Origin of the sequence: Planococcus maritimus, from assembly GCF_001592825.1 — a bacterium.
GTDB lineage: Bacteria > Bacillota > Bacilli > Bacillales_A > Planococcaceae > Planococcus > Planococcus maritimus_C.
This window is the reverse complement of sequence record NZ_LTZG01000001.1, coordinates 350,935-376,160: the sequence shown is the minus strand read 5'-3', so window position 1 is coordinate 376,160 and position 25,226 is coordinate 350,935. Positions and strand designations below refer to the sequence as shown.

At 48.4% G+C, this 25,226-nt stretch carries 26 protein-coding genes; 24 read left to right on the top strand and 2 right to left on the bottom strand.

What is annotated here, in order from left to right:
- Window positions 1–41 precede the first annotated feature (41 nt).
- Entirely contained in the window at window positions 42–1,697 is a 1,656-nt protein-coding gene (locus tag AY633_RS01930; protein ID WP_068486030.1) for an Rqc2 family fibronectin-binding protein, read from the bottom strand.
- Between the two features lie 122 nt (window positions 1,698–1,819).
- Here AY633_RS01930 and AY633_RS01925 point away from each other — a divergent pair, with 122 nt between their 5' ends.
- The 13 genes from AY633_RS01925 (at window position 1,820) to AY633_RS01865 (ending at window position 14,378) form a co-directional block, all read left to right on the top strand.
- Window positions 1,820–2,089 (top strand): extracellular matrix/biofilm biosynthesis regulator RemA family protein, encoded by a 270-nt coding sequence (locus tag AY633_RS01925; RefSeq protein ID WP_068462924.1) that lies wholly within the window; start codon window positions 1,820–1,822, stop codon window positions 2,087–2,089.
- A gap of 1 nt (window position 2,090) precedes the next feature.
- Window positions 2,091–2,711 (top strand): guanylate kinase, encoded by a 621-nt coding sequence (gene gmk, locus AY633_RS01920; protein WP_068486028.1) that lies wholly within the window; start codon window positions 2,091–2,093, stop codon window positions 2,709–2,711.
- Entirely contained in the window at window positions 2,711–2,935 is a 225-nt protein-coding gene (rpoZ, locus tag AY633_RS01915) for a DNA-directed RNA polymerase subunit omega (protein WP_068486026.1), read from the top strand. Before gmk ends, rpoZ begins: the two co-directional genes overlap by 1 nt.
- Window positions 2,936–3,010: 75 nt before the next feature.
- Window positions 3,011–4,210 (top strand): bifunctional phosphopantothenoylcysteine decarboxylase/phosphopantothenate--cysteine ligase CoaBC, encoded by a 1,200-nt coding sequence (gene coaBC / locus AY633_RS01910; RefSeq protein ID WP_068486024.1) that lies wholly within the window; start codon window positions 3,011–3,013, stop codon window positions 4,208–4,210.
- Complete coding sequence (gene priA / locus AY633_RS01905; RefSeq protein WP_068486022.1) at window positions 4,207–6,603, top strand: primosomal protein N'; 2,397 nt, start codon at window positions 4,207–4,209, stop codon at window positions 6,601–6,603. Before coaBC ends, priA begins: the two co-directional genes overlap by 4 nt.
- Before the next feature lie 18 nt (window positions 6,604–6,621).
- Window positions 6,622–7,128: a peptide deformylase gene (def, locus tag AY633_RS01900; protein ID WP_068486020.1), complete on the top strand. Its 507-nt coding sequence runs from the start codon at window positions 6,622–6,624 to the stop codon at window positions 7,126–7,128.
- Window positions 7,125–8,057 (top strand): methionyl-tRNA formyltransferase, encoded by a 933-nt coding sequence (gene fmt / locus AY633_RS01895; protein WP_068486018.1) that lies wholly within the window; start codon window positions 7,125–7,127, stop codon window positions 8,055–8,057. Before def ends, fmt begins: the two co-directional genes overlap by 4 nt.
- On the top strand, window positions 8,054–9,409 hold the full coding sequence (rsmB, locus tag AY633_RS01890) for a 16S rRNA (cytosine(967)-C(5))-methyltransferase RsmB (protein ID WP_068486016.1): 1,356 nt from the start codon (window positions 8,054–8,056) through the stop codon (window positions 9,407–9,409). The genes fmt and rsmB overlap by 4 nt, the downstream gene beginning before the upstream one ends.
- 18 nt (window positions 9,410–9,427) lie before the next feature.
- The gene (locus AY633_RS01885; protein WP_260804449.1) at window positions 9,428–10,177 is read left to right on the top strand and encodes a Stp1/IreP family PP2C-type Ser/Thr phosphatase; all 750 of its coding nucleotides are present in this window, start codon (window positions 9,428–9,430) and stop codon (window positions 10,175–10,177) included.
- Window positions 10,178–10,179: 2 nt separating this feature from the next.
- Window positions 10,180–12,156: a Stk1 family PASTA domain-containing Ser/Thr kinase gene (gene pknB / locus AY633_RS01880; RefSeq protein ID WP_068486014.1), complete on the top strand. Its 1,977-nt coding sequence runs from the start codon at window positions 10,180–10,182 to the stop codon at window positions 12,154–12,156.
- Window positions 12,157–12,188: 32 nt separating this feature from the next.
- On the top strand, window positions 12,189–13,085 hold the full coding sequence (gene rsgA / locus AY633_RS01875; protein WP_068486013.1) for a ribosome small subunit-dependent GTPase A: 897 nt from the start codon (window positions 12,189–12,191) through the stop codon (window positions 13,083–13,085).
- Entirely contained in the window at window positions 13,078–13,743 is a 666-nt protein-coding gene (gene rpe, locus AY633_RS01870) for a ribulose-phosphate 3-epimerase (protein ID WP_068486010.1), read from the top strand. Before rsgA ends, rpe begins: the two co-directional genes overlap by 8 nt.
- Window positions 13,740–14,378, top strand: a complete 639-nt coding sequence (locus tag AY633_RS01865; protein WP_068486008.1) for a thiamine diphosphokinase — start codon at window positions 13,740–13,742, stop codon at window positions 14,376–14,378. Before rpe ends, AY633_RS01865 begins: the two co-directional genes overlap by 4 nt.
- Before the next feature lie 57 nt (window positions 14,379–14,435).
- Here AY633_RS01865 and rpmB read toward each other — a convergent pair whose 3' ends face one another.
- On the bottom strand, window positions 14,436–14,624 hold the full coding sequence (gene rpmB / locus AY633_RS01860) for a 50S ribosomal protein L28 (protein WP_058383551.1): 189 nt from the start codon (window positions 14,622–14,624) through the stop codon (window positions 14,436–14,438).
- 220 nt (window positions 14,625–14,844) lie between these two features.
- On the opposite strand from rpmB, the gene AY633_RS01855 reads away from it, so the two are divergent.
- From AY633_RS01855 to rnc, 11 genes are all read left to right on the top strand, one after another.
- Entirely contained in the window at window positions 14,845–15,207 is a 363-nt protein-coding gene (locus AY633_RS01855; RefSeq protein ID WP_058383552.1) for an Asp23/Gls24 family envelope stress response protein, read from the top strand.
- Between the two features lie 18 nt (window positions 15,208–15,225).
- A complete protein-coding gene (locus AY633_RS01850) occupies window positions 15,226–16,878 on the top strand; it encodes a DAK2 domain-containing protein (RefSeq protein ID WP_068486006.1) in 1,653 nt (550 codons plus the stop codon).
- Window positions 16,879–17,102: 224 nt separating this feature from the next.
- The gene (gene sdaAB / locus AY633_RS01845; protein WP_068486004.1) at window positions 17,103–17,765 is read left to right on the top strand and encodes an L-serine ammonia-lyase, iron-sulfur-dependent subunit beta; all 663 of its coding nucleotides are present in this window, start codon (window positions 17,103–17,105) and stop codon (window positions 17,763–17,765) included.
- Between the two features lie 16 nt (window positions 17,766–17,781).
- A complete protein-coding gene (sdaAA, locus tag AY633_RS01840; RefSeq protein WP_068462897.1) occupies window positions 17,782–18,681 on the top strand; it encodes an L-serine ammonia-lyase, iron-sulfur-dependent, subunit alpha in 900 nt (299 codons plus the stop codon).
- Window positions 18,671–20,713 (top strand): ATP-dependent DNA helicase RecG, encoded by a 2,043-nt coding sequence (gene recG, locus AY633_RS01835; RefSeq protein WP_068486002.1) that lies wholly within the window; start codon window positions 18,671–18,673, stop codon window positions 20,711–20,713. Before sdaAA ends, recG begins: the two co-directional genes overlap by 11 nt.
- 89 nt (window positions 20,714–20,802) lie before the next feature.
- On the top strand, window positions 20,803–21,387 hold the full coding sequence (gene fapR, locus AY633_RS01830; protein ID WP_068486000.1) for a transcription factor FapR: 585 nt from the start codon (window positions 20,803–20,805) through the stop codon (window positions 21,385–21,387).
- Window positions 21,384–22,376, top strand: coding sequence for a phosphate acyltransferase PlsX (gene plsX / locus AY633_RS01825; protein ID WP_068485998.1), 993 nt, complete (start codon window positions 21,384–21,386; stop codon window positions 22,374–22,376). The genes fapR and plsX overlap by 4 nt, the downstream gene beginning before the upstream one ends.
- Window positions 22,373–23,311 (top strand): ACP S-malonyltransferase, encoded by a 939-nt coding sequence (fabD, locus tag AY633_RS01820; RefSeq protein ID WP_068485996.1) that lies wholly within the window; start codon window positions 22,373–22,375, stop codon window positions 23,309–23,311. Before plsX ends, fabD begins: the two co-directional genes overlap by 4 nt.
- Entirely contained in the window at window positions 23,308–24,054 is a 747-nt protein-coding gene (gene fabG / locus AY633_RS01815) for a 3-oxoacyl-[acyl-carrier-protein] reductase (RefSeq protein WP_068485995.1), read from the top strand. The genes fabD and fabG overlap by 4 nt, the downstream gene beginning before the upstream one ends.
- A 40-nt stretch (window positions 24,055–24,094) precedes the next feature.
- Window positions 24,095–24,331: an acyl carrier protein gene (locus AY633_RS01810; RefSeq protein WP_068462888.1), complete on the top strand. Its 237-nt coding sequence runs from the start codon at window positions 24,095–24,097 to the stop codon at window positions 24,329–24,331.
- Window positions 24,332–24,470: 139 nt separating this feature from the next.
- Entirely contained in the window at window positions 24,471–25,226 is a 756-nt protein-coding gene (gene rnc / locus AY633_RS01805) for a ribonuclease III (protein WP_068485993.1), read from the top strand.

The window sequence follows — 25,226 nt, the reverse complement described above, 5'->3', positions numbered from 1 at the left end:
ACACTCGCACTGGCTGAGTGCCGGTGCGAGTGTTTAAGAAATTATTTTTTCAGTTTCAATACAAGGTCTTCATCTGGGGTTACGTATACGGTTTTTTGTTCAAAATAAATCACGAATCCAGGTTTCGCGCCACTTGGCTTTTTCACTTGGCGAACATCTGTATAATCGACCGGAACAGAAGCGGATTCACGCGCTTTGCTGAAATAAGCGGCGATGCTGGCAGCTTCTAAGACGGTATCTTCATCCGGATCTGGCGAGTGGATGATGACATGCGACCCTGGGATATCTTTCGTATGCAGCCACGTATCCGATTTCGAGGCAACTTTGAATGTCACGTAATCATTTTGCTTATTGTTTTTGCCCACCGAAATCGGAATGCCGGTACTCGACACATAATGTTCGACATTCGGTTTTTGCGGTTTTTTCTTTTTCTTCGATTTTTGTGCTTTCATATACCCTTGTTCCGCCAATTCCTCACGAATTTCTTCGATATCGGAAAGACCGGCTTGTTGTACTTGCTGCATAAGCAATTCGAAATAGCGGATGTCTTCTTCGGTTTTCTCGATTTGCTCGTGTGTTTTGACAACGGCCGTTTTGGCTTTTTGGTAACGCGAGTAATATTTTTGTGAATTCTCGATGGGTGTCTTGCGCGGGTCGAGCGTAATTGTCACGGTTTCTTCATTATAATAATTGACGACTTCCGCTTGCTTCATCCCTTTTTTAATGGTGTGCAGATTGGCCATGATCAATTCGCCGTTCAATTGCAATTGATCGCGTTTTTGTGCCTGGTCCTGCTCTTTTTGGAGTTTTTTCAGCTTCAGTTTCAGTTTGGCAATTTCGTTTTGCAGCCAGCGTTCGAGGTCACCTGCTTGCTGTTTGACGCGGTCGCGCTCGGCTTTGGCATAATAAATCCGGTCGAGCAGCTCAGACAAATTGTCGAATTGCATATTGTCTTGTGCAAGATGCGTCAATTGCGTAGCGGAAAAATAGCTTTTTCCTTGCTGCTCTACGTAAAAGCCTTTTGGTTTCTCGGCTGTGAACTCCTGCAAAAAGGCAGCTGCGCTATCTGGGTCTTGTTCAAGACGGTAGTTCAGCTCTTTTGCCGTCAGCGGGGAAAAGCCGGCGAACCGTGAAACGATTTCCTTGTCGGTCAACCCGCTGAAGTCGGCGTCCGCTGCAAATGGATCTTGCTTGTCTTGTGAGGGCGGAAATTTATAATCCTGCCCCGGTAAGATCGTCCGGTAGGAGTTGACGCTCGGCGGCAAATGCTTGAGGCTGTCGAGAATCATGTCCCGCTCGGCGTCGACTAAGATAATGTTCGAATGGCGGCCCATCATCTCAACGTGGAGTTCGCGTTCGATCTCATCGCCGATTTCATTGCGGGCGCGGATGCGCAAGATGATCAAACGGTCCGAGCCATGCTGTTCGACGGCGGTGATGACGCCGCCTTCGATATGCTTGCGGAGCAGCATGCAGAACATCGGCGGTTCCGACGGATTGACGTTCGCCGTGTTGGTCAGATGAATCCGTGAATAGGACGGGTGAATCGAGATGAGTAATTTATGATTTTTTCCTTGTGCGCGTATGTGGAGGAGCAGTTCGAGCTGATTAGGCTGATGAACTTTTGAAATCCTTCCGGTGAGGAGCTGTTGCAATTCGCTCGTCATCGCTTTCGTAAATAATCCATCAAATGCCATGAAAAATCCCTCTTTCAAATCGTTTTGTTCCATCTTATCATTTTCACGGAAGAATATGATATAATAAGACAGTTAGTTTTAAGCGAGAACATATGACTTAAGCATCGATGGCGGTGAGGAAGATGAAAAGAAAGCCGAAGTTCATATCTATTGGATCAGGCAATGCGGTGTCAGTGGATCGCATCGTCTCGATGATTCAGCCGGACTCGGCGCCTTCTAAGCGCTTGATGCAAGAGGCGCGCAGCAAAGGCTTGCTCGTTGATGCGACAGGCGGCAAGAAGACCAAGTCGATCTTTGTCATGGATAGCGATCACGTGGTCATTTCCGCGCTGTCAATCGAGACAGCACTTGCGCGGATAGAAGAAAATGATGATGAGGCAAGCGAGGGATAAAATGAGAAAACATCGTGGACTGCTCATCGTGCTTTCCGGGCCTTCGGGCGTTGGCAAGGGCACGGTGCGAAAAGAGCTGTTCCAGCAGCCGGACACAAATTATGAATATTCCATTTCAATGACTACACGCTTACCGCGTGAAGGCGAAGTGGATGAAGTCGATTATTTCTTCAAGACCCGTCATGAGTTTGAAGAACTGATCGACCAAGGAGAATTGCTCGAATATGCCGAGTATGTCGGGAATTATTACGGAACGCCGCTCGAATACGTTAACAAAATGCGTGATGCCGGCCGTGATGTATTTCTCGAGATAGAAGTGCAAGGGGCAGCGCAAGTGCGCGATAAAGTGCCGGATGGCTTGTTCATCTTCCTGGCCCCCCCGAGCCTCTCGGAGCTTGAAGAGCGCTTGGTCGGACGTGGCACGGAATCGGATGAAGTGATCGCTTCCCGGATCCATGCCGCCAGAAAAGAACTTGAGATGATGAACCTATATGATTACGTCGTCGAAAACGATGAAGTCGAGAATGCATGCGATCGCATCAACGCTATCATCATCGCAGAACATTGCAGGCGTGAACGCGTCGAAAGAAGATACTTAGATATGCTAAAGGAGAATGCCTGATGTTATACCCATCCGTTGATAAACTAAAAAGCCGCATCGATTCAAAATACTCATTGGTGGCTTTGGCTTCCAAAAGAGCCCGCCAATTGCATGAACATGGCGATGAGAAACTGGCTTCCTATACATCCCATAAAGCCGTTGGCAAAGCGCTTGAAGAGATTGCAGAAGGCGCGTTGACGCCAGTTCAGCAAGATGCATCCGCGATTTACGAAGACGAAATTTAACTTATGATCTCAATTGACGACTCCCAGAGCGAACCTGTTCTTTGGGAGTTTGTTGTTTAGAAAGGGTGTTTTACGGTGTTGGCAAATCGAAAAATCCTATTATGTGTAAGCGGCGGAATTGCCGTCTATAAAGCGGTCGCCCTCGTCAGCAAATTATCCCAGGCAGGGGCGGATGTGAAAGTCATCATGACAGCATCGGCCAAGCAATTTGTCCAGCCTTTGTCATTTCAAGTCATGTCCAGAAATGACGTCTATTTTGATACTTTCGACGAAAAAGATTCTTCCGTCATCGCCCACATCGATTTGGCGGACTGGGCAGACCTTGTCATCGTCGCACCTGCAACTGCGAATATGATTGCAAAAATGGCGAATGGCTTAGGAGATGATATGGTGTCGACTGTCCTCCTTGCGACGACAGCGCCGATTTGGGTGGCACCTGCAATGAATGTCCATATGTATGATCACCCGGCAGTCAAACGCAATATCGACCGACTGCATCACGATGGCATCCGTTTCATTGAGCCGTCCGAAGGCTTTTTGGCATGCGGGTATGTCGGCAAAGGGCGTTTAGAGGAACCGGAAAAAATTACCGAACTGGTGGCCGGACATTTCACGAAAAACAAGCCGCTAAAAGGCAAAAAAGTCGTCGTGACGGCAGGGCCGACACGCGAACGGATTGATCCGGTGAGGTTCTTAACAAACTTTTCGAGCGGCAAGATGGGCTATGCCATGGCTCAAGCCGCAGCAGAACTCGGGGCTGACACGACCTTGATCAGCGGGCCGGTTTCTTTAGCTGTGCCAAGCGGCGTCAAGCGCATTCAAGTCGAGAGCGCACAGCAGATGCTAGAAGCAGTGCTTGGTGAATATGACAACGCGGACTTGGTTGTTAAGACAGCAGCTGTCGCAGATTACCGTCCGGCAGCTATCGCGGGGCAGAAGGTCAAGAAAAAAGAAGGCAATTCGGTTCTTGAGCTGGAGCGCACGACAGACATCCTGCAGCAGCTTGGCCAATTAAAGAGCCATCAAATCTTGATCGGTTTCGCGGCAGAAACCGATCACGTGGCACAATATGCCAAAGCGAAGCTCGAGCGTAAAAATGCTGATTACATCATCGCCAACGACGTCAGCGCAGACCAAGCAGGCTTTGATCACGACACGAATGCAGTAACCGTTTACGGCCGCGGGGAATTCGAGAAAAGTTTTCCGGTCATGCCGAAAAAAGAGCTGGCGCTTGAATTGCTGACACTGATTACCGATAAGGAATTTGCAAAATGATTGCGGAAGTCATCGTTGATGTTGCCGCACATCCGATCGACCGGCCATTCGACTATGCAGTGCCGGAAAAATTCCAGGCACTCACCGAACCGGGTATGCGCGTGAAAGTGCCTTTTGGCAACCGCAAAGTACTCGGTTTTATTACACAAATCAAAGAAACATCCGAATTTGACCCGAAACGGCTCAAGCCGATCCATGAACTGATGGACGTTGTACCGGTATTGAATCGTGAAATGCTTGAACTAGCACAATGGATGAAACGCCAGACTGTTTGCTTTGAAATCGATGCCTTGCAGGTTATGGTACCGGCAGCATTGCGCGCCAAATATGAGAAACGCTTTGTATTGAATGCTGCTATTGAAGAACTGCCAAAGGAATTGCATCCGTATTTCGGCACACGTGATTTTGTCCGTGCACAGGAAGCGGAAGAAGTATACGGCCTGATGAAAAAAGAAATGGACAAAGGCACGGTAGTGGCGGATACCAATATCCAGCAAAAAACCGGTGTAAAAAAAGTGCGCATGGTCCATATTACAGATACGGCAGAAAATATAGAAAATGTTTCCATTAGAGCGAATGCCAAGCAGCAGTTGAAGCTCCAGGAATTTTTCCTGAAGCATATAGGAGAAACTTTTGAATCTTCCCAGCTGCAGAAATTGGCGGGCGTCTCGCTTCCAACCGTCAACGCGCTCGCAGAAAAAGGAATGGCACGTTTTTCATCGATGGAATCGTATCGGGATCCTTCTCTTTTGACGGCGATTGACCAAAAGCACGCCCTGGCTTTAACAGACGAACAGCAAGTGGCGTTCGACGCAATCCGCTCTTCACTGAACACCGAAAAGACTTTCCTGTTGCACGGCATTACCGGCAGCGGGAAAACGGAGATTTATTTGCAGACGATCGCCCAAGTGCTCGAACAAGGCAAAGAGGCGATCATGCTCGTGCCAGAAATCTCTTTAACTCCGCAGATGACGATCCGCTTCAAAGAGCGCTTTGGTGATTTGGTTGCCGTCCTTCACAGTGGACTGTCGGCAGGGGAAAAATACGATGAATGGCGGAAAATCCAGCGTGCGGAAGTAAAAGTGGTTGTGGGGGCGCGTTCGGCAATTTTCGCGCCGTTTCAAAATCTTGGTTTAATCATTCTCGATGAAGAGCATGAATCAAGTTATAAACAAGACGACTCGCCACGCTATCACGCACGAGATGTGGCCATTTGGCGCAGCCAGCAGCATCAATGCCCAGTCATTCTCGGCAGTGCGACGCCTTCCTTGGAATCTTTTGCGCGTGCAAAAAAAGGGGTCTATGAATTACTGGCGCTGAAAAATCGTGCCAAAAATCAACCATTGCCGGAAGTTCATATTGTGGATATGCGAGAAGAGTTGCGGACCGGCAACCGGTCAATGTTTTCGGTGGAATTGGCAGAAGCAATCCGCGAGCGCCTTGCACGACAAGAACAAGTGGTGTTGTTCTTGAACAAACGTGGCTATTCTTCGTTCGTCTTATGCCGTGATTGCGGAACGGTGCTGCAATGTCCGAATTGCGATATTTCCCTGACCTATCACCGGGCGAGTGAGCGCATGAAATGCCATTATTGCGGCTATGATGAACCCGTGCCGACCACTTGTCCGGAATGTGAAAGTGACCATATCCGCTTTTTCGGGACAGGAACTCAAAAAGTCGAAGAGGAACTGGCAAAACTTGTTCCGGATGCCCGAGTATTGCGGATGGATGTCGACACAACCCGCAATAAAGGCGCGCATGAGAAAATCTTGTCAGCGTTTGGCGAAGGCAAAGCCGATATATTGCTTGGCACGCAAATGATTGCCAAAGGCCTAGATTTTCCGAACATCACCTTGGTGGGTGTTTTGTCGGCAGATACAACCTTGCATTTGCCCGATTTTCGCGCAGCGGAAAAGACTTACCAATTGTTAACGCAAGTGAGCGGGCGCGCGGGACGTGATGTGCTGCCGGGCGAAGTCTATGTACAGACCTATACGCCTGAGCATTATGCAATCACGCTCGCAAAAGACCAATTATATGAACCGTTTTATGAGCAGGAAATGGCCATGCGGCGAACCAGCGGCTATCCGCCTTATTATTATGTTGTCAATATCCAGTTTACCCACGAAGATTTGATGACGGTATCGGGCTATGCCCAGCAGATGACCGAATATCTGCGCCACCGCTTGTCGCCTAAAACCATCATTATCGGGCCTTCCGCTTCGCTCATTGCCCGCGTGAACAATAGATATCGCTATCAATGTTTGATAAAATACAAAAAAGAACCGAAGCTGGCTGAAGTGCTGCAGCAATTGATCAAAATCTACCGCAGCGATTGGATCAAAACGGGGGCAACATTGTCCATCGACATGAATCCGACAGCAGTCATGTAACAGAAAAGAGGAATTAGAATGGCAATCCGTGAAATAGTGAAACACCCAAATAACGTATTAGAAACACCGTGCAAGACAGTCACTGAATTCGACCGAGAACTGGCGATTCTACTGGACGATATGCATGAAACGATGATCGACGCGGACGGCGTGGGCATTGCCGCGCCGCAAGTGGGGGTCTCGTTGCGAGTAGCAATCGTCGATTTTCAAGAAGGGCAAGAACCGATCGAAATGATTAACCCGGAACTCGCTTTATTTGAAGGGAAAGAAACAGATATTGAAGGCTGCTTAAGCTTTCCGGGCATATTCGGTGAAGTGGAACGCCACGGCCGGATCAAGATCAAAGCACAAGAACGCGATGGCTCTTGGTACGAACTGGAAGCGGAAGGTTATGAGGCGCGTGCTATCCTACATGAAATGGACCATTTGGACGGTGTACTGTTCACGAGCAAAATCGTGAAATACGTCACTCAGGAAGAGTTGGATGAACTGATCCGCCAGCAAGAAGAGGAGGATGTGCTTTGACCAAAATCGTGTTTATGGGGACGCCGGCATTTTCGGCCCCCATCTTGAAAATGCTCTCCGATGAAGGGCATACCATCGTGTCGGTTGTGACACAGCCTGACCGCCCTGTTGGCAGGAAGAAAATCATGACGCCAACACCGGTGAAAGAACAGGCGCTTGAATTAGGCTTGCCAATCTATCAGCCGGAAAAACTAAAAGATCCCGAGCAGGCACAAAAAATTCTTGACCTAGAGCCTGATTTGATCGTAACAGCAGCTTTCGGGCAGATTTTGCCGAGCGCGATACTCGAAGCCCCACCACTTGGCGCGATCAATGTGCACGCCTCATTGCTTCCGGAATACCGCGGCGGCGCGCCGATTCATCAGGCAATCATCGATGGCAAAAAAGAAACCGGTGTCACGATCATGTATATGGTCGACCGCTTGGATGCGGGAGATATTATCTCGCAAACGACTGTGCCGATCGAAGAGGCAGACCATACCGGCAGTATGTTCGAAAAACTGAGCACAGCAGGAATGGATTTGTTGAAAGAAACTTTGCCTTCGATTATTGACGGCACCAATCCACGGATTCCACAAGACGAGGCGCGTGTCACATTTGCCCGCAATATTTCAAGAGAGCAAGAACGCATCGACTGGCAACGGTCCGCAGTCGAAATCTATAACCAAGTACGCGGCTTGCACCCATGGCCAGTGGCGTTTACGACGCTTTCCGGTGCCAATGTAAAATTATGGTGGACGGAAATCGCCGACAGCCAAAAAGACGGAGCACCCGGTGAAATTGTCGAACTGACAAAAGACGCCATCATCGTCCGGACTGGTAGTGGGACACTTGCGATCAAGGAATTACAGCCTTCTGGAAAGAAACGCATGACGGCTGAAGATTATTTGCGCGGGCCGAAATTACAGGTAGGAGATCGATTCGAATGAAAAACAAGAAAATCCACGGCAATGTGAGAGATGCAGCATTGTCGATTCTCTATGCTGTGGAAAACAAACAGGCATACAGCAATCTCCTATTGAATACAACAATGGACAGCTACGGCATTTCCGCGAAAAACAAAGGTTTGCTGACGGAAATCACTTACGGCACGCTGCAGCATCAAATGACCTTGGATTATTATTTAGAACCGTATATTAAAGGGAAACTTGATCCATGGGTACGGACACTTTTGCGTTTATCGCTCTATCAAATCGTGTATTTGGATCGCATCCCGTTCCATGCTGTGATCAACGAAGCCGTGGAAATTGCCAAACGTCGTGGGCATGGAGGCATTGCCTCTGTCGTCAACGGCATTCTGCGCTCTATACAGCGGCAAGGCGTGCGTTCATTTAATGAAATCGCAGATCCAATAAAAAAAATATCCGTTGAAACAAGCCATCCGGAATGGATGATCAAGCGCTGGTCCGAACAATTCGGGATGCAGACAACCCGCGAAATGGCGCTTGAAAACAACAAAGCACCGCTTCAGACAGTGCGTGTCAACACCGTCCAGGCGACGCCCGAACAAGTTATTGAAATGCTCGAGTCAGAAGGGCTCAGTGCCGAACCGAGTAAAATCATTCTGGAATGCCTCATTGTCACGGGCGGCCAGCCAGTGCGCACGCAGACGTTTGAAAAAGGTTTTATTACCATACAAGATGAAAGTTCGATGCTTCCGGCTTATGCGCTGCAAGTCGAACCTGGCATGAAGGTCCTGGATATGTGTGCGGCGCCTGGTGGAAAGACGACCCATATCGCTGAAAAACTGGAAGGACGAGGCACGGTGCTAGCGATGGACTTGCATGCTCATAAAGTGAAGCTGATTGAAGAAACAGCTAAGCGCCTGGGCCATAACATTATTGAAACGACAGTTGGTGACGGGCGCGAAAGCAGTGAGCGATTCGGCTTGGAAGCCTTCGATCGCGTTTTAGTGGATGCGCCGTGCAGCGGCCTAGGCGTCATTAAGCGCAAGCCGGATATCAAATACACGAAAACATCGGATGATTTCGAGCGATTGCAGACGATTCAATTGTCGCTGCTCGATGAAGCGGTAAAACTATTGAAGCCGGGCGGCATTCTAGTTTATAGCACGTGCACCATCGATACCGAAGAAAACCGTGGAACTGCTGAGAAATTTATGAATACACATCCAGAAATGGAACAAATTCCAGCCGAGTTGCCTAAGGCATTCAAAAGTAAAGGGCAGGGGCTGGTCCAAGTATTCCCGCAGGATTTTGGGAGTGATGGCTTTTTTATCGCAAGCTTTAGAAAAAACGACGGCACAGTTGCCGAAAGCTAAAAAGCGGGGTGTCCACTATTGTTGCAGTATGTAATTGAAAGCGATACGGGTAGAAAAAGAGAAATCAATGAAGACCGCGTTGCTGTGCACAAACGCCCCGATGGATTGCTGCTCGTTTTGGTCGCAGATGGCATGGGCGGCCATAATGCTGGCGATGTCGCCAGCCGTATGACAGTCGATGAGCTGGGCGTTAGATTCATGGATGCCGACTCTGAACAATTTCGTTCAACAGATGAGAAAACAGCTTGGTTGTCTGAACAAGTGTTGCAGGTGAATCGAGCTGTTTACGAGCATTCCATCACCCATCGTGAATGCAAGGGCATGGGCACCACGTTGATTGCCGCATTGATCGAAGGCGAAGATTGCGTGTTATGCCATATCGGCGATAGCCGTGCCTATATGATTGGAGAATCGATGACTCAAGTGACCCGTGACCATTCCTATGTCAACGTCTTGGTCGATAATGGCGAAATCACGCAAGAGCAGGCAGAAGACCATCCAAAGAAAAACTGGATTTTGCGCTCTTTGGGGACAGAGCCGGATATCGAACGAGAAATGCATCATTTTTCGCTCGCCGGCATTTCTTATTTTCTAATATGTACGGATGGTCTCAGCAATAAATTGAGTGAACGGGACATTTCGTCAATCGTTCGTTCCAAAGCTTCTTTGTCTCAAAAAGGCAAAGCTATGGTCGCGCTGGCCAATGACCTCGGCGGTGAAGACAATATTTCATTCGTATTGTTGACGGCGCTTGGTGAGGAGGTGTAGCGATGTTAATCGGAAAACGAATCAATGGCCGCTATAAAGTACTAGAAGCGATCGGCAGTGGAGGCATGTCCAATGTCTATTTAGCACACGATATGATTTTAGATCGTGATGTCGCCATTAAAGTGCTGCGCTATGACTTCAACAATGAAGAAGAATTGCGGCGCCGCTTCAAGCGTGAGGCATTGTCTTCGACAAGCCTTGGGCACCACAACATCGTCAGTATTTTCGATGTTGGGGAAGACAATGACTTGCCATATCTCGTTATGGAATACGTACCGGGTGATACATTGAAGGAATACATCATTAAACATTCCCCTGTCGAACCGGAACGTGCAGTGGAAATCATGTCGCAATTGGCCTCGGCTCTCGCACATGCCCATCACAATCATATCGTCCACCGGGATATCAAGCCGCAAAATGTGCTGGTCGATGAAGATGGCAATGTTAAAATTTCCGATTTCGGTATAGCCATGGCATTGAGCGCTACTTCCTATACACAGACGAATTCCGTGCTTGGCACCGTGCATTACCTCTCGCCAGAGCAGGCAAGAGGCGGCATGGCCAATAAAAAGTCCGATATTTACTCGCTGGGCATTGTCATGTACGAATTGTTGACAGGGAAGCTTCCGTTTTCAGGTGAGTCGGCTGTAGCGATCGCTTTGAAGCATTTACAGACGGACACGCCTTCTTTAAAGGCTAGCGTTCCCGACCTGCCGCAAAGCTTGGAAAATATCGTATTGAAAGCAACCGCGAAAAATCCGCAATATCGCTATGCATCAGCCGATGAAATGGCACAAGACCTTGCGACAGCCTTGACACCAGAACGTCTGAGCGAACCGAAATTTGCGGTGCCTGTAGATGAAGGGGAGACCCGGGCAATGCCGGCCATCAAAGATTCGGGTACTTACGAACAAGCCGATGCGACCAAGACGATGGCGCTTCCTATCAAAGAAGAAAAACAAGAACCGAAAAAATCAGCTAAAAAGAAAAAACGCAAAAAAACACCAATTGTTTTGTCAATTGTCGCTTTTGTGGTATTGGCTGGGTTGATTACTGTTTTTGCGTTTCCTGGATTGTTTGAGCCAAAGCAAGTGGCCGTTCCGGATGTTTCCGAAATGGAAAGAGAAGCCGCACATGAAGAATTGACCGCTGCCGGTTTTGTTGTGGCGGAAGAATCCGAGCAGTTTTCAGAGGAAGTTGAAGAAAATCATGTTATTCGTACCATCCCTGAAGCTGGAAAAATGCGTGATCTGGAATCGAGCATTAGCTTATTTATTAGCAAGGGCAAAGAAACAGCTGAATTCGATGATTATGTCGGCAGTTCGCTTGAACAGGCACAGCAGGTGCTAGAAGGCACAAATTTCGCCTCGCCGGATGTGCGAGAGGAATTTTCCGATGAACCGCCCGGCACCATCCTTAGCCAAAACCCAGCAGCTGGCACAGAAGTCGTTATCAGTGAAACAGCCGTCGAATTTGTCGTCAGTAAAGGACCTGATTTGCGCGAAGTGGAAGATTTAAGCGGTTACGGGGAAGCAGAGTTGAACGAATATGCCCGTTCATCGGGATTCAATATCCGCATCGTCCGTGAAGAAGAGTCGGATTCTGTGGAAGCGGGATTGGTGCTGTCGCAAAATGTTGCGGGTGGCGAGATGCTTGAAGTCGGAAGTACGATTGAAGTCGTCTTATCATCGGGCAGTGCAGAGCTTCCGGTGAAAACCTATGTTGAAACGGTCGAAATACCTTATGAGCCGGCAGAACCAGCAGAAGAAGGTGAAGAGCCGGTCGAGCAGACGATTCGTGTCTATATCGAAGACCAGAATCAAAGCATGGTAGAGCCGGTTGAGGAGTTTACCATTACAGAAACCACTGATCACCAGCTTGATATGCAAATCGTCGAAGGCGGCAGTGCTTCTTACCGAATCGTTCGGGACGCCACAATCATCTTAGAAAAGACCGTGAGCTATGAGGACGCAGATTAAACAATTATATGTATTGGATAAGGAGGGGTGCTATGCCGAAAGGTCAGATCAGAAAAGCCTTGAGCGGATTCTATTATGTATTGGATGAAGACGGGCAACGTTATGTGCAATGCCGTGGCCGGGGTGTTTTCCGCAACCGCCAAATCACGCCGCTTGTTGGGGATTTCGTCGAGTACAAAGCGGATAATGACCGCGAGGGAACGATACTCGACATCGAAGAACGCAAAAACGAACTCGTGCGTCCACCAATCGCCAATATCGACCAGGCAATTTTAGTATTTTCAGCGAAGCAGCCTGATTTTCATCCGTTGCTATTAGACCGTTTTCTCGTAGCGGTTGAATCGTTTAATATTCAACCGGTCATTTGCCTAACAAAAACCGATTTAATGTCCGAATCAGAGCGAACAGAATTAGACCGTTACGCGGATGAGTACCGGGCGATCGGCTACGAGGTCATTGAATCGTTTATAGACGATCCGAGCTTGCAGGCAAGGCTAATGCCGGTGCTTGAAGGCAAGACGAGTGTTCTTGCCGGACAATCAGGTGTCGGAAAGTCAACTTTGCTGAATACCATTTTGCCGTCGTTACAGCTGAAGACCGATGACATTTCGCAAGCCTTAAACCGCGGTAAGCATACGACGCGCCATGTCGAATTGATTAGTGTAAACGGGGGCTTGCTTGCCGATACTCCAGGGTTCAGTTCTTTTGATTTCGAACAACTGGATAAAGAGCAATTATCGGCGTGTTTCCCCGAAATGGAGGAACGTTCAGGAGGCTGTAAATTCCGTGAATGCCTGCATTTAAATGAACCGAAATGCGCCATCAAAAAAGCGGTGGAAACCGGGGATATCCCTGAGTATCGCTATAAGCATTATTTGAAATTTTTGGAAGAAATAATGAATCGAAAGCCGAGGTATTCACATGATTAAAATCGCACCGTCTATTTTAGCAGCAGATTTTGCCAAGCTTGGTCAAGAAGTACAGGAAGTCGAGAAAGCTGGAGCTGATTGGATCCATATTGATGTTATGGACGGCCATTTCGTTCCAAACATCACGATGGGGCCAATTGTGGTCGATGCGCTTCGCCCGTTGACAAAGCTTCCACTTGATGTCCACTTGATGATCGAAAATGCGGACCGTTACATCGAGGATTTTGCCAAGGCGGGAGCCGATTATATTACGGTCCATGTTGAAGCATGCCCGCATCTTCACCGCACCATCCAATTGATCCGTTCGTTTGGCGTGAAACCAGGTGTTGTCTTGAATCCACATACACCGATCGAAACGATCCAGCATGTTTTGGAAGATATCGACTTGGTGCTGTTCATGACCGTTAACCCTGGCTTTGGCGGGCAGAAATTCATCCATTCAGTCGTCCCAAAAGTTGCAGCCTTATCCCAGTTGATCAATGACAAAGGCTTGTCTGTCGAAATCCAAATCGACGGCGGCATCAATGAAGAAACAATCGTTCCATGCGCAGAAGCAGGGGCGAACGTCTTTGTGGCCGGTTCTGCCATCTTCGGCAAAGAAGACCGCGCACAAGCGTTGCAGGCGATTAAAAAAGCGGGGCAAGGAGTTATCTCGTGATAGTCGTTATCACAGCAGGAGGTCCGGCAGATGAATTGCCGGACCTTTCCTTATATGAAGGGGCATTGCATATTGGGGTAGATGCAGGCGTCATGACGCTGCTTGAGCGTGGCATTGAGCCGGCGGAAGCTGTGGGGGATTTCGATTCGGTGACGGACAGCGAATATGAAAAAATCCGCTTAGCTTTTCCGGAGCTCGAACGATCGCCATCGGAAAAAGATGAATCGGATACGGAGCTTGCCTTGAAAAAAGCGATGGATTACAAGCCTGACACTGTCATCGTTGCAGGGGTAACTGGTGGCAGGCTTGACCATTATCTAGCAGCCTTGCAAATTGTTTTTGCTTATCAAAGAAGCTATCCGCATGTCGATTTTAGGGTGTTGAACAAGCAGAATCGCATTCGTTTCATGGAACCCGGTACATATCGAATGAAGGCGGACAATGGCTTCACCTATATATCCTTTTATCCATTTTCAGAAGAAGTGAGCGGTTTTACGATAGAGGGATTTAAATATCCGGTGAAAGATGAGCGGATTTCGTTCGGTTCGACACGCTTCACCAGCAATGAATTAGCAGGCGATGGAACGGTCTCATTTACAAAGGGAGACTTGATCGTCATCGAAAGTTCCGATTGAACGCACGAAAAAATGCCAGGCTGACAATTGTCAGACCTGGCATTATTCATGAGCGGTTTAGACGCGCTCAACTTTTCCTGATTTCAATGCTCTCGCGGAAACCCATACACGTTTCGGCTTGCCGTCTACAAGGATGCGAACTTTTTGAAGGTTTGCTCCCCATGTACGTTTTGTCGAGTTCAACGCGTGTGAACGGCTGTTTCCTGCACGAGCTTTACGTCCAGATACTGCACATACTTTTGGCATGTAAGTCCCTCCTCACAAGTGAAGCTGAAAATTATAATAGAATTTCAGTTCGTTTTTCGTTTCACATACTTTAATAATTTACCATAGAAAAAAGAGGGGCGCAAGTGAAAATCACAGCCTTTCAAGAAAAAAACCTTTACAGGCTAAAACGTTGGCTTTTCTTATAAAGGGCTTTCATGTAGAATGAAAAGAGTGAAATAGGACTCGAGGAGGAATTTTAATGTCGATTGAGTTGAATAACGAATATGGTCAAATCGATATTTCTAATGATGTGATAGCCCAAATAGCTGGCGGCGCTGCGATCGAATGCTACGGCATCGTAGGGATGGCTACTAAACACCAGATCCGCGATGGCCTCACGGATATTCTCCGCAAAGAAAACTTTGCCAAAGGAGTCCTTGTGCGCCAGGAAGATGGCGATTTGGTCATTGATATGTATGTAATCATCAGCTACGGAACAAAAATTTCGGAAGTGGCGTATCAAGTCCAATCAAAAGTGAAATATACGATAACAAAAACATTGGGCATGCCGGTTAGTGCGGTAAACATTTATGTCCAGGGCGTTCGTGTGACGAACCCGTAAGAGGAGGAAAATTCGGTTATGAAGTCATTAAACGGAGTGAAATTCGCCGAGATGGTACAGATGGGTTCGCACCATCTATACCAAAATGCGGATTATGTAGATGCATTGAACGTTTTCCCTGTGCCTGATGGCGATACTGGGACGAACATGAATTTATCGATGACATCCGGTGCAAAAGAGACGGAATCCCATGCACAAGAACATATCGGAAAAACAGCAAGTGCTTTATCGAAAGGCCTCCTAATGGGAGCGCGCGGCAACTCGGGCGTCATTTTATCCCAATTGTTCCGCGGATTTGGCAAGTTCATCGCTGACGAGCCGGAACTATCTGCGAAAAAATTGGCAGAAGCGCTGCAGCATGGTGTTGAGACTGCCTATAAAGCGGTCATGAAACCGGTAGAAGGAACCATTCTGACGGTTGCGAAAGATGCGGCGGCTAAAGGCATGAGCTTGGCAGACAGCGAAGAAGACATTATCGTGCTGTTCGAAGCGGTCGTTACAGAAGCAAAAGCATCACTTGAGAGAACTCCGGATCTATTGCCGGTACTCAAAGAAGTTGGTGTTGTTGACAGTGGCGGGCAAGGTCTTGTTTATGTCTACGAAGGATTTCTTGCCTCATTGAAAGGCGAAGCCCTACCTGAGAAGCATATCGATAATTCGATGGATGATTTGGTCAGTGCTGAGCATCACAAAAACATTGCTGGCTTCATGAACACAGAAGATATCGAATTCGGCTATTGTACAGAATTCATGGTTAAATTCGAAGACGATAAACGTTCGTTCAATGAAGCTGCATTTCGAACGGACTTGAGCGCTTACGGCGATTCGTTGTTAGTCATTTCAGATGACGAAATTGCGAAAATCCATATCCACTCTGAAGAGCCAGGGAAAGTTCTTACATACGGCCAAGAATACGGAAGCTTGATCAGCATGAAGATCGAAAACATGCGCCAGCAACACACCGATATTGTTGGGGAAGGCCATAAAAAATCCGCTCCATCGGAAGAAGCGAAACATCCTTATGCAATCGTCACGATCGCAATGGGTGAAGGCGTAGCAGAATTGCTTCGTTCGATTGGAGCCTCCTATGTGATCGAAGGCGGGCAAACGATGAATCCATCGACGGAAGATATCGTCAATGCCGTCCGTTCAATTGGCGCAGAGCGCGTTCTGATTTTGCCGAACAATAAAAACATCATCATGGCAGCCGAACAAGCGGCAGAACTTCTCGATATTGAAGCGGCTGTCGTGCCGACAAAAGATGTCCCGCAAGGCATGTCAGCGCTGCTCGCTTTCAATCCGGAAGCTGGCGTCGCAGATAATCGCCAAGCGATGGGAGACGCAATACAGCACGTCAAGTCGGGATCGGTCACTTTTGCAGTCCGTGATACATCGATTGACGGCATCTCTATCAAAAAAGACGATTTCATGGGGATTTCCGAAGGCAAGATTGTTGTGTCGGATGAAAGCTTGGAAAAAGTCGCTGAAGAACTGTGCAAAAAACTGGTCGATGAGGATGCAGAAATCGTCACCATTCTCTTTGGAGAAGATGTCGAAGAAGCGGATGCTGAAAAACTTGGTGCCTTTATCGAATCATTGAATGGCGATGTCGAAGTGGAAATTCACAATGGCAAGCAGCCACTTTATCCTTATATTCTGGCAGTTGAATAATGTTAGGCGGAGGTCCGGGAATAAGACACCGGGCTTCCGCTTTTTATTTTTCCACAATAGAAAAGTTTCAGGTGAAGGGCAAAATGATGTGCAGCAGAAAGAGTCTTCGCAACTGGTGAGAAAAGCCCACGGTTAAGACAATGTATGCGCTTTATTATCTTTGTTTCCTGTGCACTTTTCATGTAAAATGAAATTATACGAGACGGAAAGTGAGGGGTTTGAGCATGAAGTTCAAATCTGTTTTTGATATAATCGGCCCGGTCATGATCGGGCCATCATCTTCGCATACAGCAGGGGCAGCGCGTATTGGCCGGGTGGCGCGCGATCTATTTGGTAGGCAGCCATCATGGGCAAAGATCCATTTGTACGGTTCTTTCGCCGAAACCTATAAAGGGCATTCGACCGATGTAGCGATTATCGGCGGCTTATTAGATTACGATACATTCGACGAACGCATCAAAACCGCATTTGAAGAAGCGGAAAAGCTTGGCATGAGCTATGAATTTATCCCGGAAACAGGGAATGTCGACCATCCGAATACGGCGCGCATCGTCATTGGGGATGACAAATCCGAAATGTCGATGATGGGCATCTCAATCGGTGGAGGCAAAATCGAAATTACGGAACTGAATGGTTTCCCGCTCAGGCTCTCTGGCAACCACCCAGCGATTCTCGTCGTTCACGACGATCGTTCGGGTTGTATCGCAAACGTAGCGAATTGCTTATATAAATACGACATCAACATTGGCCATATGGAAGTGTCCCGTAAAGAACGCGGCGACATGGCATTGATGGTCATCGAAGTCGATCAAACGGTAAACGTAGAAGTTATGGATGAATTGCGCGGATTGCCAAACATTACGCAAGTCACGCGCATCGCCGACTAAACAGGAGGTAAGAGAAATGGATGTTCTATTCCGAAATGTAAGGGAACTCGTTGAACGGGCAGAAAAAGAAGGCAAGCTCATTTCTGAAATCATGATTGAGCAAGAAATGCTTATCACAGACCGTTCGCGGGAAGATATTATGCAGCAAATGGACCGTAATTTGACGGTCATGGAAGAAGCGGTTGAAAAAGGCCTGCAAGGCGTGCACTCCGTTTCTGGCTTGACGGGTGGAGACGCGGTGCTGCTGCAGAAATACATGCAGCAAGGCAATAGCTTGTCTGGTGACCTACTGCTCGATGCGGTCAGTAAAGCCGTAGCGACCAATGAAGTGAACGCGGCGATGGGCACCATTTGCGCGACACCGACAGCAGGGTCTGCAGGGGTTGTGCCGGGAACATTATTTGCCGTAAAAAATAAACTGAATCCGACGCGTGAGCAAATGATCCGTTATTTGTTCACTTCGGGTGCTTTCGGATTTGTCGTAGCGAATAACGCTTCGATCTCAGGAGCAGCTGGCGGGTGTCAGGCAGAAGTCGGTTCTGCAGCTGCCATGGCCTCGGCTGCCATTATCGAAATGGCTGGCGGCACACCTCAGCAAAGTTCGGAAGCTTTTGCCATCACTTTGAAAAATATGCTCGGTCTAGTGTGCGACCCTGTGGCGGGGCTCGTAGAAGTGCCATGTGTGAAACGCAATGCGATGGGTGCATCCAATGCGGTCGTTGCAGCAGATATGGCCCTCGCTGGCGTAACCAGCCGCATCCCGTGCGACGAAGTCATCAGTGCCATGTTTGAAATTGGCCAAGCAATGCCTAGCGCGTTCCGTGAAACGGCGAAAGGCGGATTGGCCGCGACACCGACAGGCAAATGGCTGGAATCCAAAATTTTCGGTGGCTCGGTAGTCGGCAGTGGACAATAAAGCACCGGTCTCTTCGTTGAAAGGGGTCGGAAAACAGGCGGCTGAAACCCTGCGGGACATGAAAATCGAGAGTCTTGAAGACTTGATCATGACCTTTCCGTATCGCCACGAGGATTTTCAGCTCAAAGACCTGGCTGAGACGCCCCATAATGAACGGGTAACGGTGGAGGGAAGGGTCGAAAACGAGCCTTCCGTCCTTTTTTTAGGGAAAAATAAATCGCGGACGACTGTGACGGTGCTCGTTGGCCGCCATCTGGTCAAGGCGGTTTTTTTTAACCAACATTACGTGAAAGCCAAACTTCAAATCGGCGCGGTCGTTACCTTGACCGGTAAATGGGACCGTGGCCGCCAATTGATCACGGTGTCCAGCCATTCGATCGGACCGCGGACAGGCGGTGCAGATTTTGAACCGGTGTATAGCTTGAAAGGTTCCATGCACCAAAAGACGTTCCGCAAGTTGATGCGGCAGGCGCTAGACGCTACAAAAGGCGAGCTCTCGGATTGCCTGCCCGCTTCCATCCGAGAAGAGTATCAATTACTGCCGTTTGAACAAGCACTCGAGACCGTCCATTTTCCAGAAGATGCATCGTCACTCAAACAAGCAAGACGTCGCTTTGTGTACGAAGAATTACTGCAATTCCAGTTGAAGATGCAGGCGTTGCGCAAGAAAAACCGCGAAGCGGAAGGCGGATCGTTTATTGACTATGATTTAAATCGCTTGAAAAAGTTTATCGATGATTTGCCGTTCGATTTGACCAGTGCGCAAAAGCGAGTCGTCAACGAAATTTGCCGCGATATGAAAGAACCGTTCCGGATGAACCGTTTATTGCAAGGGGACGTCGGATCCGGCAAAACGGTTGTTGCGGCAATTGCTTTGTATGCGGCCGTAACAGCAGGTAAACAAGGGGCGCTCATGGCACCGACCGAAATTCTAGCGGAGCAACATGCCAATACGCTTGAAGAATGGTTCCGGCCTTTTGGGGTTAGTGTTGCCTTGTTGACGGGGTCTGTTAAAGGCAAGCGGCGCAAAGAAGTATTAAAGCGCTTAGTGGATGGCGAAATCGATATCCTGATTGGGACCCACGCGTTGATTCAACCGGAAGTGTTGTTCAAAAGCTTGGGCCTCGTCATCACGGATGAGCAGCACCGTTTTGGCGTTGACCAGCGCAGAGTGTTGAAAGATAAAGCCTTGAATCCGGATGTATTGTTTATGACAGCGACGCCAATTCCGAGAACGCTCGCGATTTCGGCTTTCGGTGAAATGGATGTGTCGATCATTGATGAAATGCCGGCTGGGCGAAAAGAAATCGAAACCTATTGGATGAAAAAAGAGATGTTTGGCAAGATCGTCGGCCGCATGGAAAAAGAGCTTCTCGCTGGAAGACAAGCGTATGTCATCGCTCCGCTGATTGAAGAATCCGAAACCTTGGAATATCAGAATGCCGTCGAACTGTACCAGCAATTGACGGTTTATTTCGAAGGGCGCCATACGGTGGGGTTGATGCATGGCCGGCTGCATCCAGACGAAAAAGAGCAGACGATGCGTGAATTTGCAGAAGGAAAAATTGCTGTACTGGTGTCGACCACTGTCGTTGAAGTGGGTGTTAACGTCCCAAATGCATCGTTCATGCTCATTTATGACGCAGAGCGATTTGGCTTGTCTCAGCTACATCAATTGCGCGGACGCGTCGGGCGCGGCAGTGACCAGTCTTATTGTGTGTTATTGGCGGATCCGAAAACAGAAATCGGCAAAGAGCGCATGAATTCGATGACGGAGACCAATGACGGCTTTATCCTAGCTGAAAAGGATTTGGAGCTGCGCGGACCGGGGGATTTCTTTGGGCGCAAGCAAAGCGGCATACCGGAATTCCGCATGGCGGACCTAGTCCATGATTACCGGGCACTTGAAGCGGCAAGAAAAGATGCCGAGGCGTTGATCGCCAGTGACTCATTTTGGGTTTCGGAGGAAACGAAATGCCTGCGGGCCATGCTTGAAGACTCTGGCATTCTCGAAGGCGGTAGACTTGATTAGGATGCGAGGAGACCGATTTTCCTTGCATTCTTTTTTTGTTGTTTATATACTCATATTAGTACCAAGTGCTAATAGCGGGCGGTGACATAGTGAGAAAACCAAAAAAAGAGCGACAGGAAGCGCTGAAATCCTCAATTAAAGACAATCCGTTCGTGACCGATGAAGAATTATCGATCGAGTTCGGAGTCAGTGTGCAGACGATCCGTCTCGACCGGATGGAGCTTTCGATTCCCGAACTTCGGGAGCGCATTAAGCATGTCGCCGAGAAAACTTTTGACGACGAAGTGAAATCCTTGCCGATTGACGAAGTGATCGGTGAAATAATCGACATAGAACTGGACAATAAAGCCATTTCCATTTTTGACGTTAAACCGGAACACGTTTTCCAACGCAATCGAATTGCTAGGGGGCACCATCTGTTTGCGCAAGCCAATTCCTTGGCGGTTGCGGTGATGAATGAAGAATTGGCGCTTACCGTTAAATCGGAATTGCAGTTCCTGAAGCCAGTTAAAGCTGGGCAGCGAGTCGTCGCAAAAGCGCAAGTAACGGATCGCCAGCCGCACAAGCATCGCGCGTTCGTTAAAGTGGTGTCGACGGTAGACCAGGCAGTAGTTTTTATCGGGACATTTGAAATGTACCGCATGACTGAACAAAGTGAAGGTGACAATTCGTGAAAATAGCGATTGATGCAATGGGCGGGGACAACGCCCCAAAAGAAATCATCGAAGGTGTCAAACAAGCGCTCGAAGCGTTTAGCGACGTGGAAATTTTACTTTACGGGCAGCAAGATAAAATCGACGAATACATAAAAACGCAAGATCGATTGACTATTATCCATTGTACGGAAGTGATCGAATCGGAAGACGATCCGGTCCGTTCGGTGCGCCGCAAAAAAGATGCATCGATGGTCCGCATGGCTGAAGCCGTTAAAGAAGGCATCGCGGACGCAGCGGTATCTGCAGGGAATACAGGGGCACTTATGTCCGCTGGTTTGTTTATTGTCGGCCGCATTGACGGAGTCGACCGTCCGGCACTGGCGCCGACTTTACCGACGATGGACGGCAAAGGCTTTTTGATGCTCGACCTCGGTGCGAACGCCGATGCCAAACCAGAGCATCTTGTGCAATACGCCATCATGGGCAGCATATATGCTGAAAAAGTGAGAGGCATCGAGAACCCAACGGTCGGCTTGCTGAATATCGGGACAGAGGAGAAAAAAGGCAATGAACTGACAAAATCAGCATTTCCTTTGCTTAAAGAAGCACCTGTCAACTTCATCGGCAACGTGGAGTCGCGCGACTTACTTAACGGCGCAGCTGATGTAGTCGTCACAGACGGCTTTACCGGCAATATGGTCTTGAAGACGATTGAAGGAACCGCGATGAATGTATTCGCCATGATCAAAGACGTTTTCATGGCGTCGACCAAGACCAAAATTGCAGCAATGCTTGTAAAAAATGATTTGAGCGCGTTAAAAGGCATGTTGGATTACAGTGAATATGGCGGTGCAGGATTATTCGGCCTAAAAGCGCCGGTCATTAAAGCACACGGTTCATCCAACGGCACCGCATTGTACAATGCCATCCGCCAAGCGCGGACAATGGTTGAGTATGATGTAGCCGGCAAGATTTACAGCACCTTGAAGGAGGAACAATCATCATGAGAAAGCAAATCGCATTTATTTATCCTGGACAAGGCTCACAGACAGTGGGCATGGGCGAAAGCTTTCTGGAAGATGACAAGAGCCGCCAATTTTTCGATAGCGCAGACCAAGTGCTTGGAATGGAATTGTCGAAATTGATGCTCGAAGGCCCCCAGGAAGAATTGACTTTGACATATCACGCGCAACCGGCACTTTTGACCGTTAGCTCGATGATTACGGAACGACTGATCCGCGCAGGTGTGCGACCGGATTATACAGCGGGCCATAGCCTTGGCGAATACAGTGCGCTTGTCGCATCGAATGTGCTTGAATTCCCGAAAGCGGTAGAAGTGGTTCATAAGCGCGGCCTATTCATGAATGAAGCGGTTCCTGCAGGCGAAGGCGCGATGGCTGCTATTTTAGGCATGGCTGCAGACACGCTCGAAGAAGTAACGGATGATGCGACCAATAGCGCCGGTGTGGTTCAATTGGCTAACTTAAATTGCCCAGGGCAAATTGTCATCTCAGGTACGAAAGCGGGCGTAGAAAAAGCCTGTGAGCTGGCCAAAGAACGCGGTGCCAAACGTGCGATTTCACTTGACGTCAGTGGCCCGTTCCATTCAGAATTAATGCGCGCAGCGTCACATGACTTGGCAAAGGTACTGAGCGATTCATTCTTGCTGAACGCTAAAGTTCCCGTCGTCACGAACTTTAAAGCGGAGCCGGAAACAAACGCGACCCAACTACAGGACATGTTGATCCATCAATTGTATTCTCCTGTGCTTTGGGAACAATCGGTGAGAAAAATGATCGAGCTTGGGGTTACGACCTTTGTAGAAGTCGGCCCTGGCAAAGTACTGAGCGGTTTGGTGAAAAAAATCGACCGTTCCGTAAAAGTGATTCCGGTCTATGATTTGGAATCGTTTGAAAAAGCGGTAGAGGAGTTGACCACATGAGTAAACTTACGGGAAAAACAGCCATCGTTACAGGAGCATCGCGCGGTATTGGGGCGGCTATCGCCCGGCGCTTTGCTGAAGAAGGTGCAAATATTGTCGTCAACTACAGTGGCAGCCAGGACAAGGCGGAGGCTGTTGTCAACGAGATCGAACAAGCGGGCGGCAAAGCCATTGCAATTAAGGCAAATGTGGCCGACGCAGATGCGGTAAAATCGATGGCGGATGCGGCGATAAAGGAATTTGGCTCGATCGATATTCTCGTCAATAACGCCGGCATCACACGCGATAATTTGATGATGCGCATGAAAGAAGACGAATGGGATGACGTGATCAACACGAACTTAAAAGGTGTTTTCTTGTGCACGAAAGCTGTAACACGTCAAATGATGAAACAGCGTGCGGGCCGCATCGTCAATATCGCATCGATCGTTGGCGTCATGGGCAATGCAGGACAAGCGAATTATGTAGCGGCAAAAGCGGGCGTCATCGGCTTAACGAAAACAACAGCAAGAGAACTTGCGAGTCGTGGCATCACTGCTAACGCCGTGGCCCCTGGATTCATCACGACCGATATGACGGAAAAACTCAGCGACGATGTGCAATCGAGCATGCTCGCCCAAATTCCTCTTGCTCGCTTCGGCGCGCCGGAAGATGTGGCAAATGCGGCATTATTCCTCGCTTCGGATGAAGCAAATTATGTAACCGGCCAAACTTTGCATTTGGACGGCGGCATGGTCATGTAGTCAACAATTATGTATACTGATTTGAGGGGAGGTGACGGCATTGTCAACAGTATTGGAACGCGTAACCAAAGTAATCGTAGATCGTCTTGGTGTGGAAGAAAGCGAAGTGAAACCTGAAGCATCTTTCACAAACGACCTTGGAGCGGATTCATTGGATGTAGTTGAATTGGTCATGGAGCTAGAAGACGAATTCGATATGGAAATTTCCGATGAAGATGCAGAAGGAATGGCAACAGTAGGCGACGCAGTAACTTACATCGAAAAACAACAAGCTTAAGTTGAATAAACGGGATTCGTCCCAGCTTGATAGCACACAAGATTGACGCACAGCCTAGCTGTGCGTCAATTCTCTTTTTGCACAATGCCTGAAAAACAGGTAAAATCAACAAGAGAACAATAGAGGAAGGCAGATAAAAATGGCGATGAAACGAAAACCGAAAAACACTAAACAAATAGCGCTCAAAGAAAGCGCGAAACAGGCGTTTGAGCAATTGCAAAAAGAGCTGGACATCCAGTTTGAACGGCCTGCCCTTTTGCAGCAGGCATTTACCCATTCATCTTATGTGAATGAGCATCGAAGAAGACAATTTACGGACAATGAACGCCTGGAGTTTTTGGGTGACGCCGTGCTGGAATTGTCGGTATCGCATTTCCTCTATATGAAATATCCCGAAATGGCTGAAGGTGAATTGACCAAATTGCGCGCATCGATTGTATGTGAGCCATCTCTTGTCCTTTTCGCTAATGAACTAGGCTTTGGCAGATACATTTTGCTCGGCAAAGGCGAGGAACTGACAGGCGGCAGAACACGACCTGCCCTTCTTGCAGACGTCTTCGAGTCATTTGTCGGTGCGCTTTACCTGGATCAGGGCTTGGAAAAGGTCGTAGCCTTTTTAGAGGTAGTGCTATTCCCGAAAGTGGAAGTCGGTGCTTTTTCTCATGCGATGGATTACAAAAGCCAATTGCAGGAGCTGGTACAGCAAAAAAATACCGGTACCTTGAATTATGAAATCATCGAAGAAAAGGGTCCTGCACATAGCCGTATTTTTGTGACGCGCGTTTCCCTAGGAGACCAGGAATTAGGTCTAGGCGACGGGCGCTCCAAAAAGGAAGCGGAGCAGAAGGCAGCACAGCTTGCCATCCTTAAATTGCAGGAGACAGCGGAGGATTGA

What these genes read in the sequence shown, in the direction of transcription:
- AY633_RS01930 (WP_068486030.1), bottom strand. Translation starts at nt 1,697, where the DNA reads ATGGCATTTGATGGATTATTTACGAAAGCGATGACGAGCGAATTGCAA.
- AY633_RS01925 (WP_068462924.1), top strand. Translation starts at nt 1,820, where the DNA reads ATGAAAAGAAAGCCGAAGTTCATATCTATTGGATCAGGCAATGCGGTG.
- gmk (WP_068486028.1), top strand. Translation starts at nt 2,091, where the DNA reads ATGAGAAAACATCGTGGACTGCTCATCGTGCTTTCCGGGCCTTCGGGC.
- rpoZ (WP_068486026.1), top strand. Translation starts at nt 2,711, where the DNA reads ATGTTATACCCATCCGTTGATAAACTAAAAAGCCGCATCGATTCAAAA.
- priA (WP_068486022.1), top strand. Translation starts at nt 4,207, where the DNA reads ATGATTGCGGAAGTCATCGTTGATGTTGCCGCACATCCGATCGACCGG.
- def (WP_068486020.1), top strand. Translation starts at nt 6,622, where the DNA reads ATGGCAATCCGTGAAATAGTGAAACACCCAAATAACGTATTAGAAACA.
- rsmB (WP_068486016.1), top strand. Translation starts at nt 8,054, where the DNA reads ATGAAAAACAAGAAAATCCACGGCAATGTGAGAGATGCAGCATTGTCG.
- pknB (WP_068486014.1), top strand. Translation starts at nt 10,180, where the DNA reads ATGTTAATCGGAAAACGAATCAATGGCCGCTATAAAGTACTAGAAGCG.
- rsgA (WP_068486013.1), top strand. Translation starts at nt 12,189, where the DNA reads ATGCCGAAAGGTCAGATCAGAAAAGCCTTGAGCGGATTCTATTATGTA.
- rpe (WP_068486010.1), top strand. Translation starts at nt 13,078, where the DNA reads ATGATTAAAATCGCACCGTCTATTTTAGCAGCAGATTTTGCCAAGCTT.
- rpmB (WP_058383551.1), bottom strand. Translation starts at nt 14,624, where the DNA reads ATGCCAAAAGTATGTGCAGTATCTGGACGTAAAGCTCGTGCAGGAAAC.
- AY633_RS01855 (WP_058383552.1), top strand. Translation starts at nt 14,845, where the DNA reads ATGTCGATTGAGTTGAATAACGAATATGGTCAAATCGATATTTCTAAT.
- AY633_RS01850 (WP_068486006.1), top strand. Translation starts at nt 15,226, where the DNA reads ATGAAGTCATTAAACGGAGTGAAATTCGCCGAGATGGTACAGATGGGT.
- sdaAB (WP_068486004.1), top strand. Translation starts at nt 17,103, where the DNA reads ATGAAGTTCAAATCTGTTTTTGATATAATCGGCCCGGTCATGATCGGG.
- sdaAA (WP_068462897.1), top strand. Translation starts at nt 17,782, where the DNA reads ATGGATGTTCTATTCCGAAATGTAAGGGAACTCGTTGAACGGGCAGAA.
- fabD (WP_068485996.1), top strand. Translation starts at nt 22,373, where the DNA reads ATGAGAAAGCAAATCGCATTTATTTATCCTGGACAAGGCTCACAGACA.
- fabG (WP_068485995.1), top strand. Translation starts at nt 23,308, where the DNA reads ATGAGTAAACTTACGGGAAAAACAGCCATCGTTACAGGAGCATCGCGC.
- rnc (WP_068485993.1), top strand. Translation starts at nt 24,471, where the DNA reads ATGGCGATGAAACGAAAACCGAAAAACACTAAACAAATAGCGCTCAAA.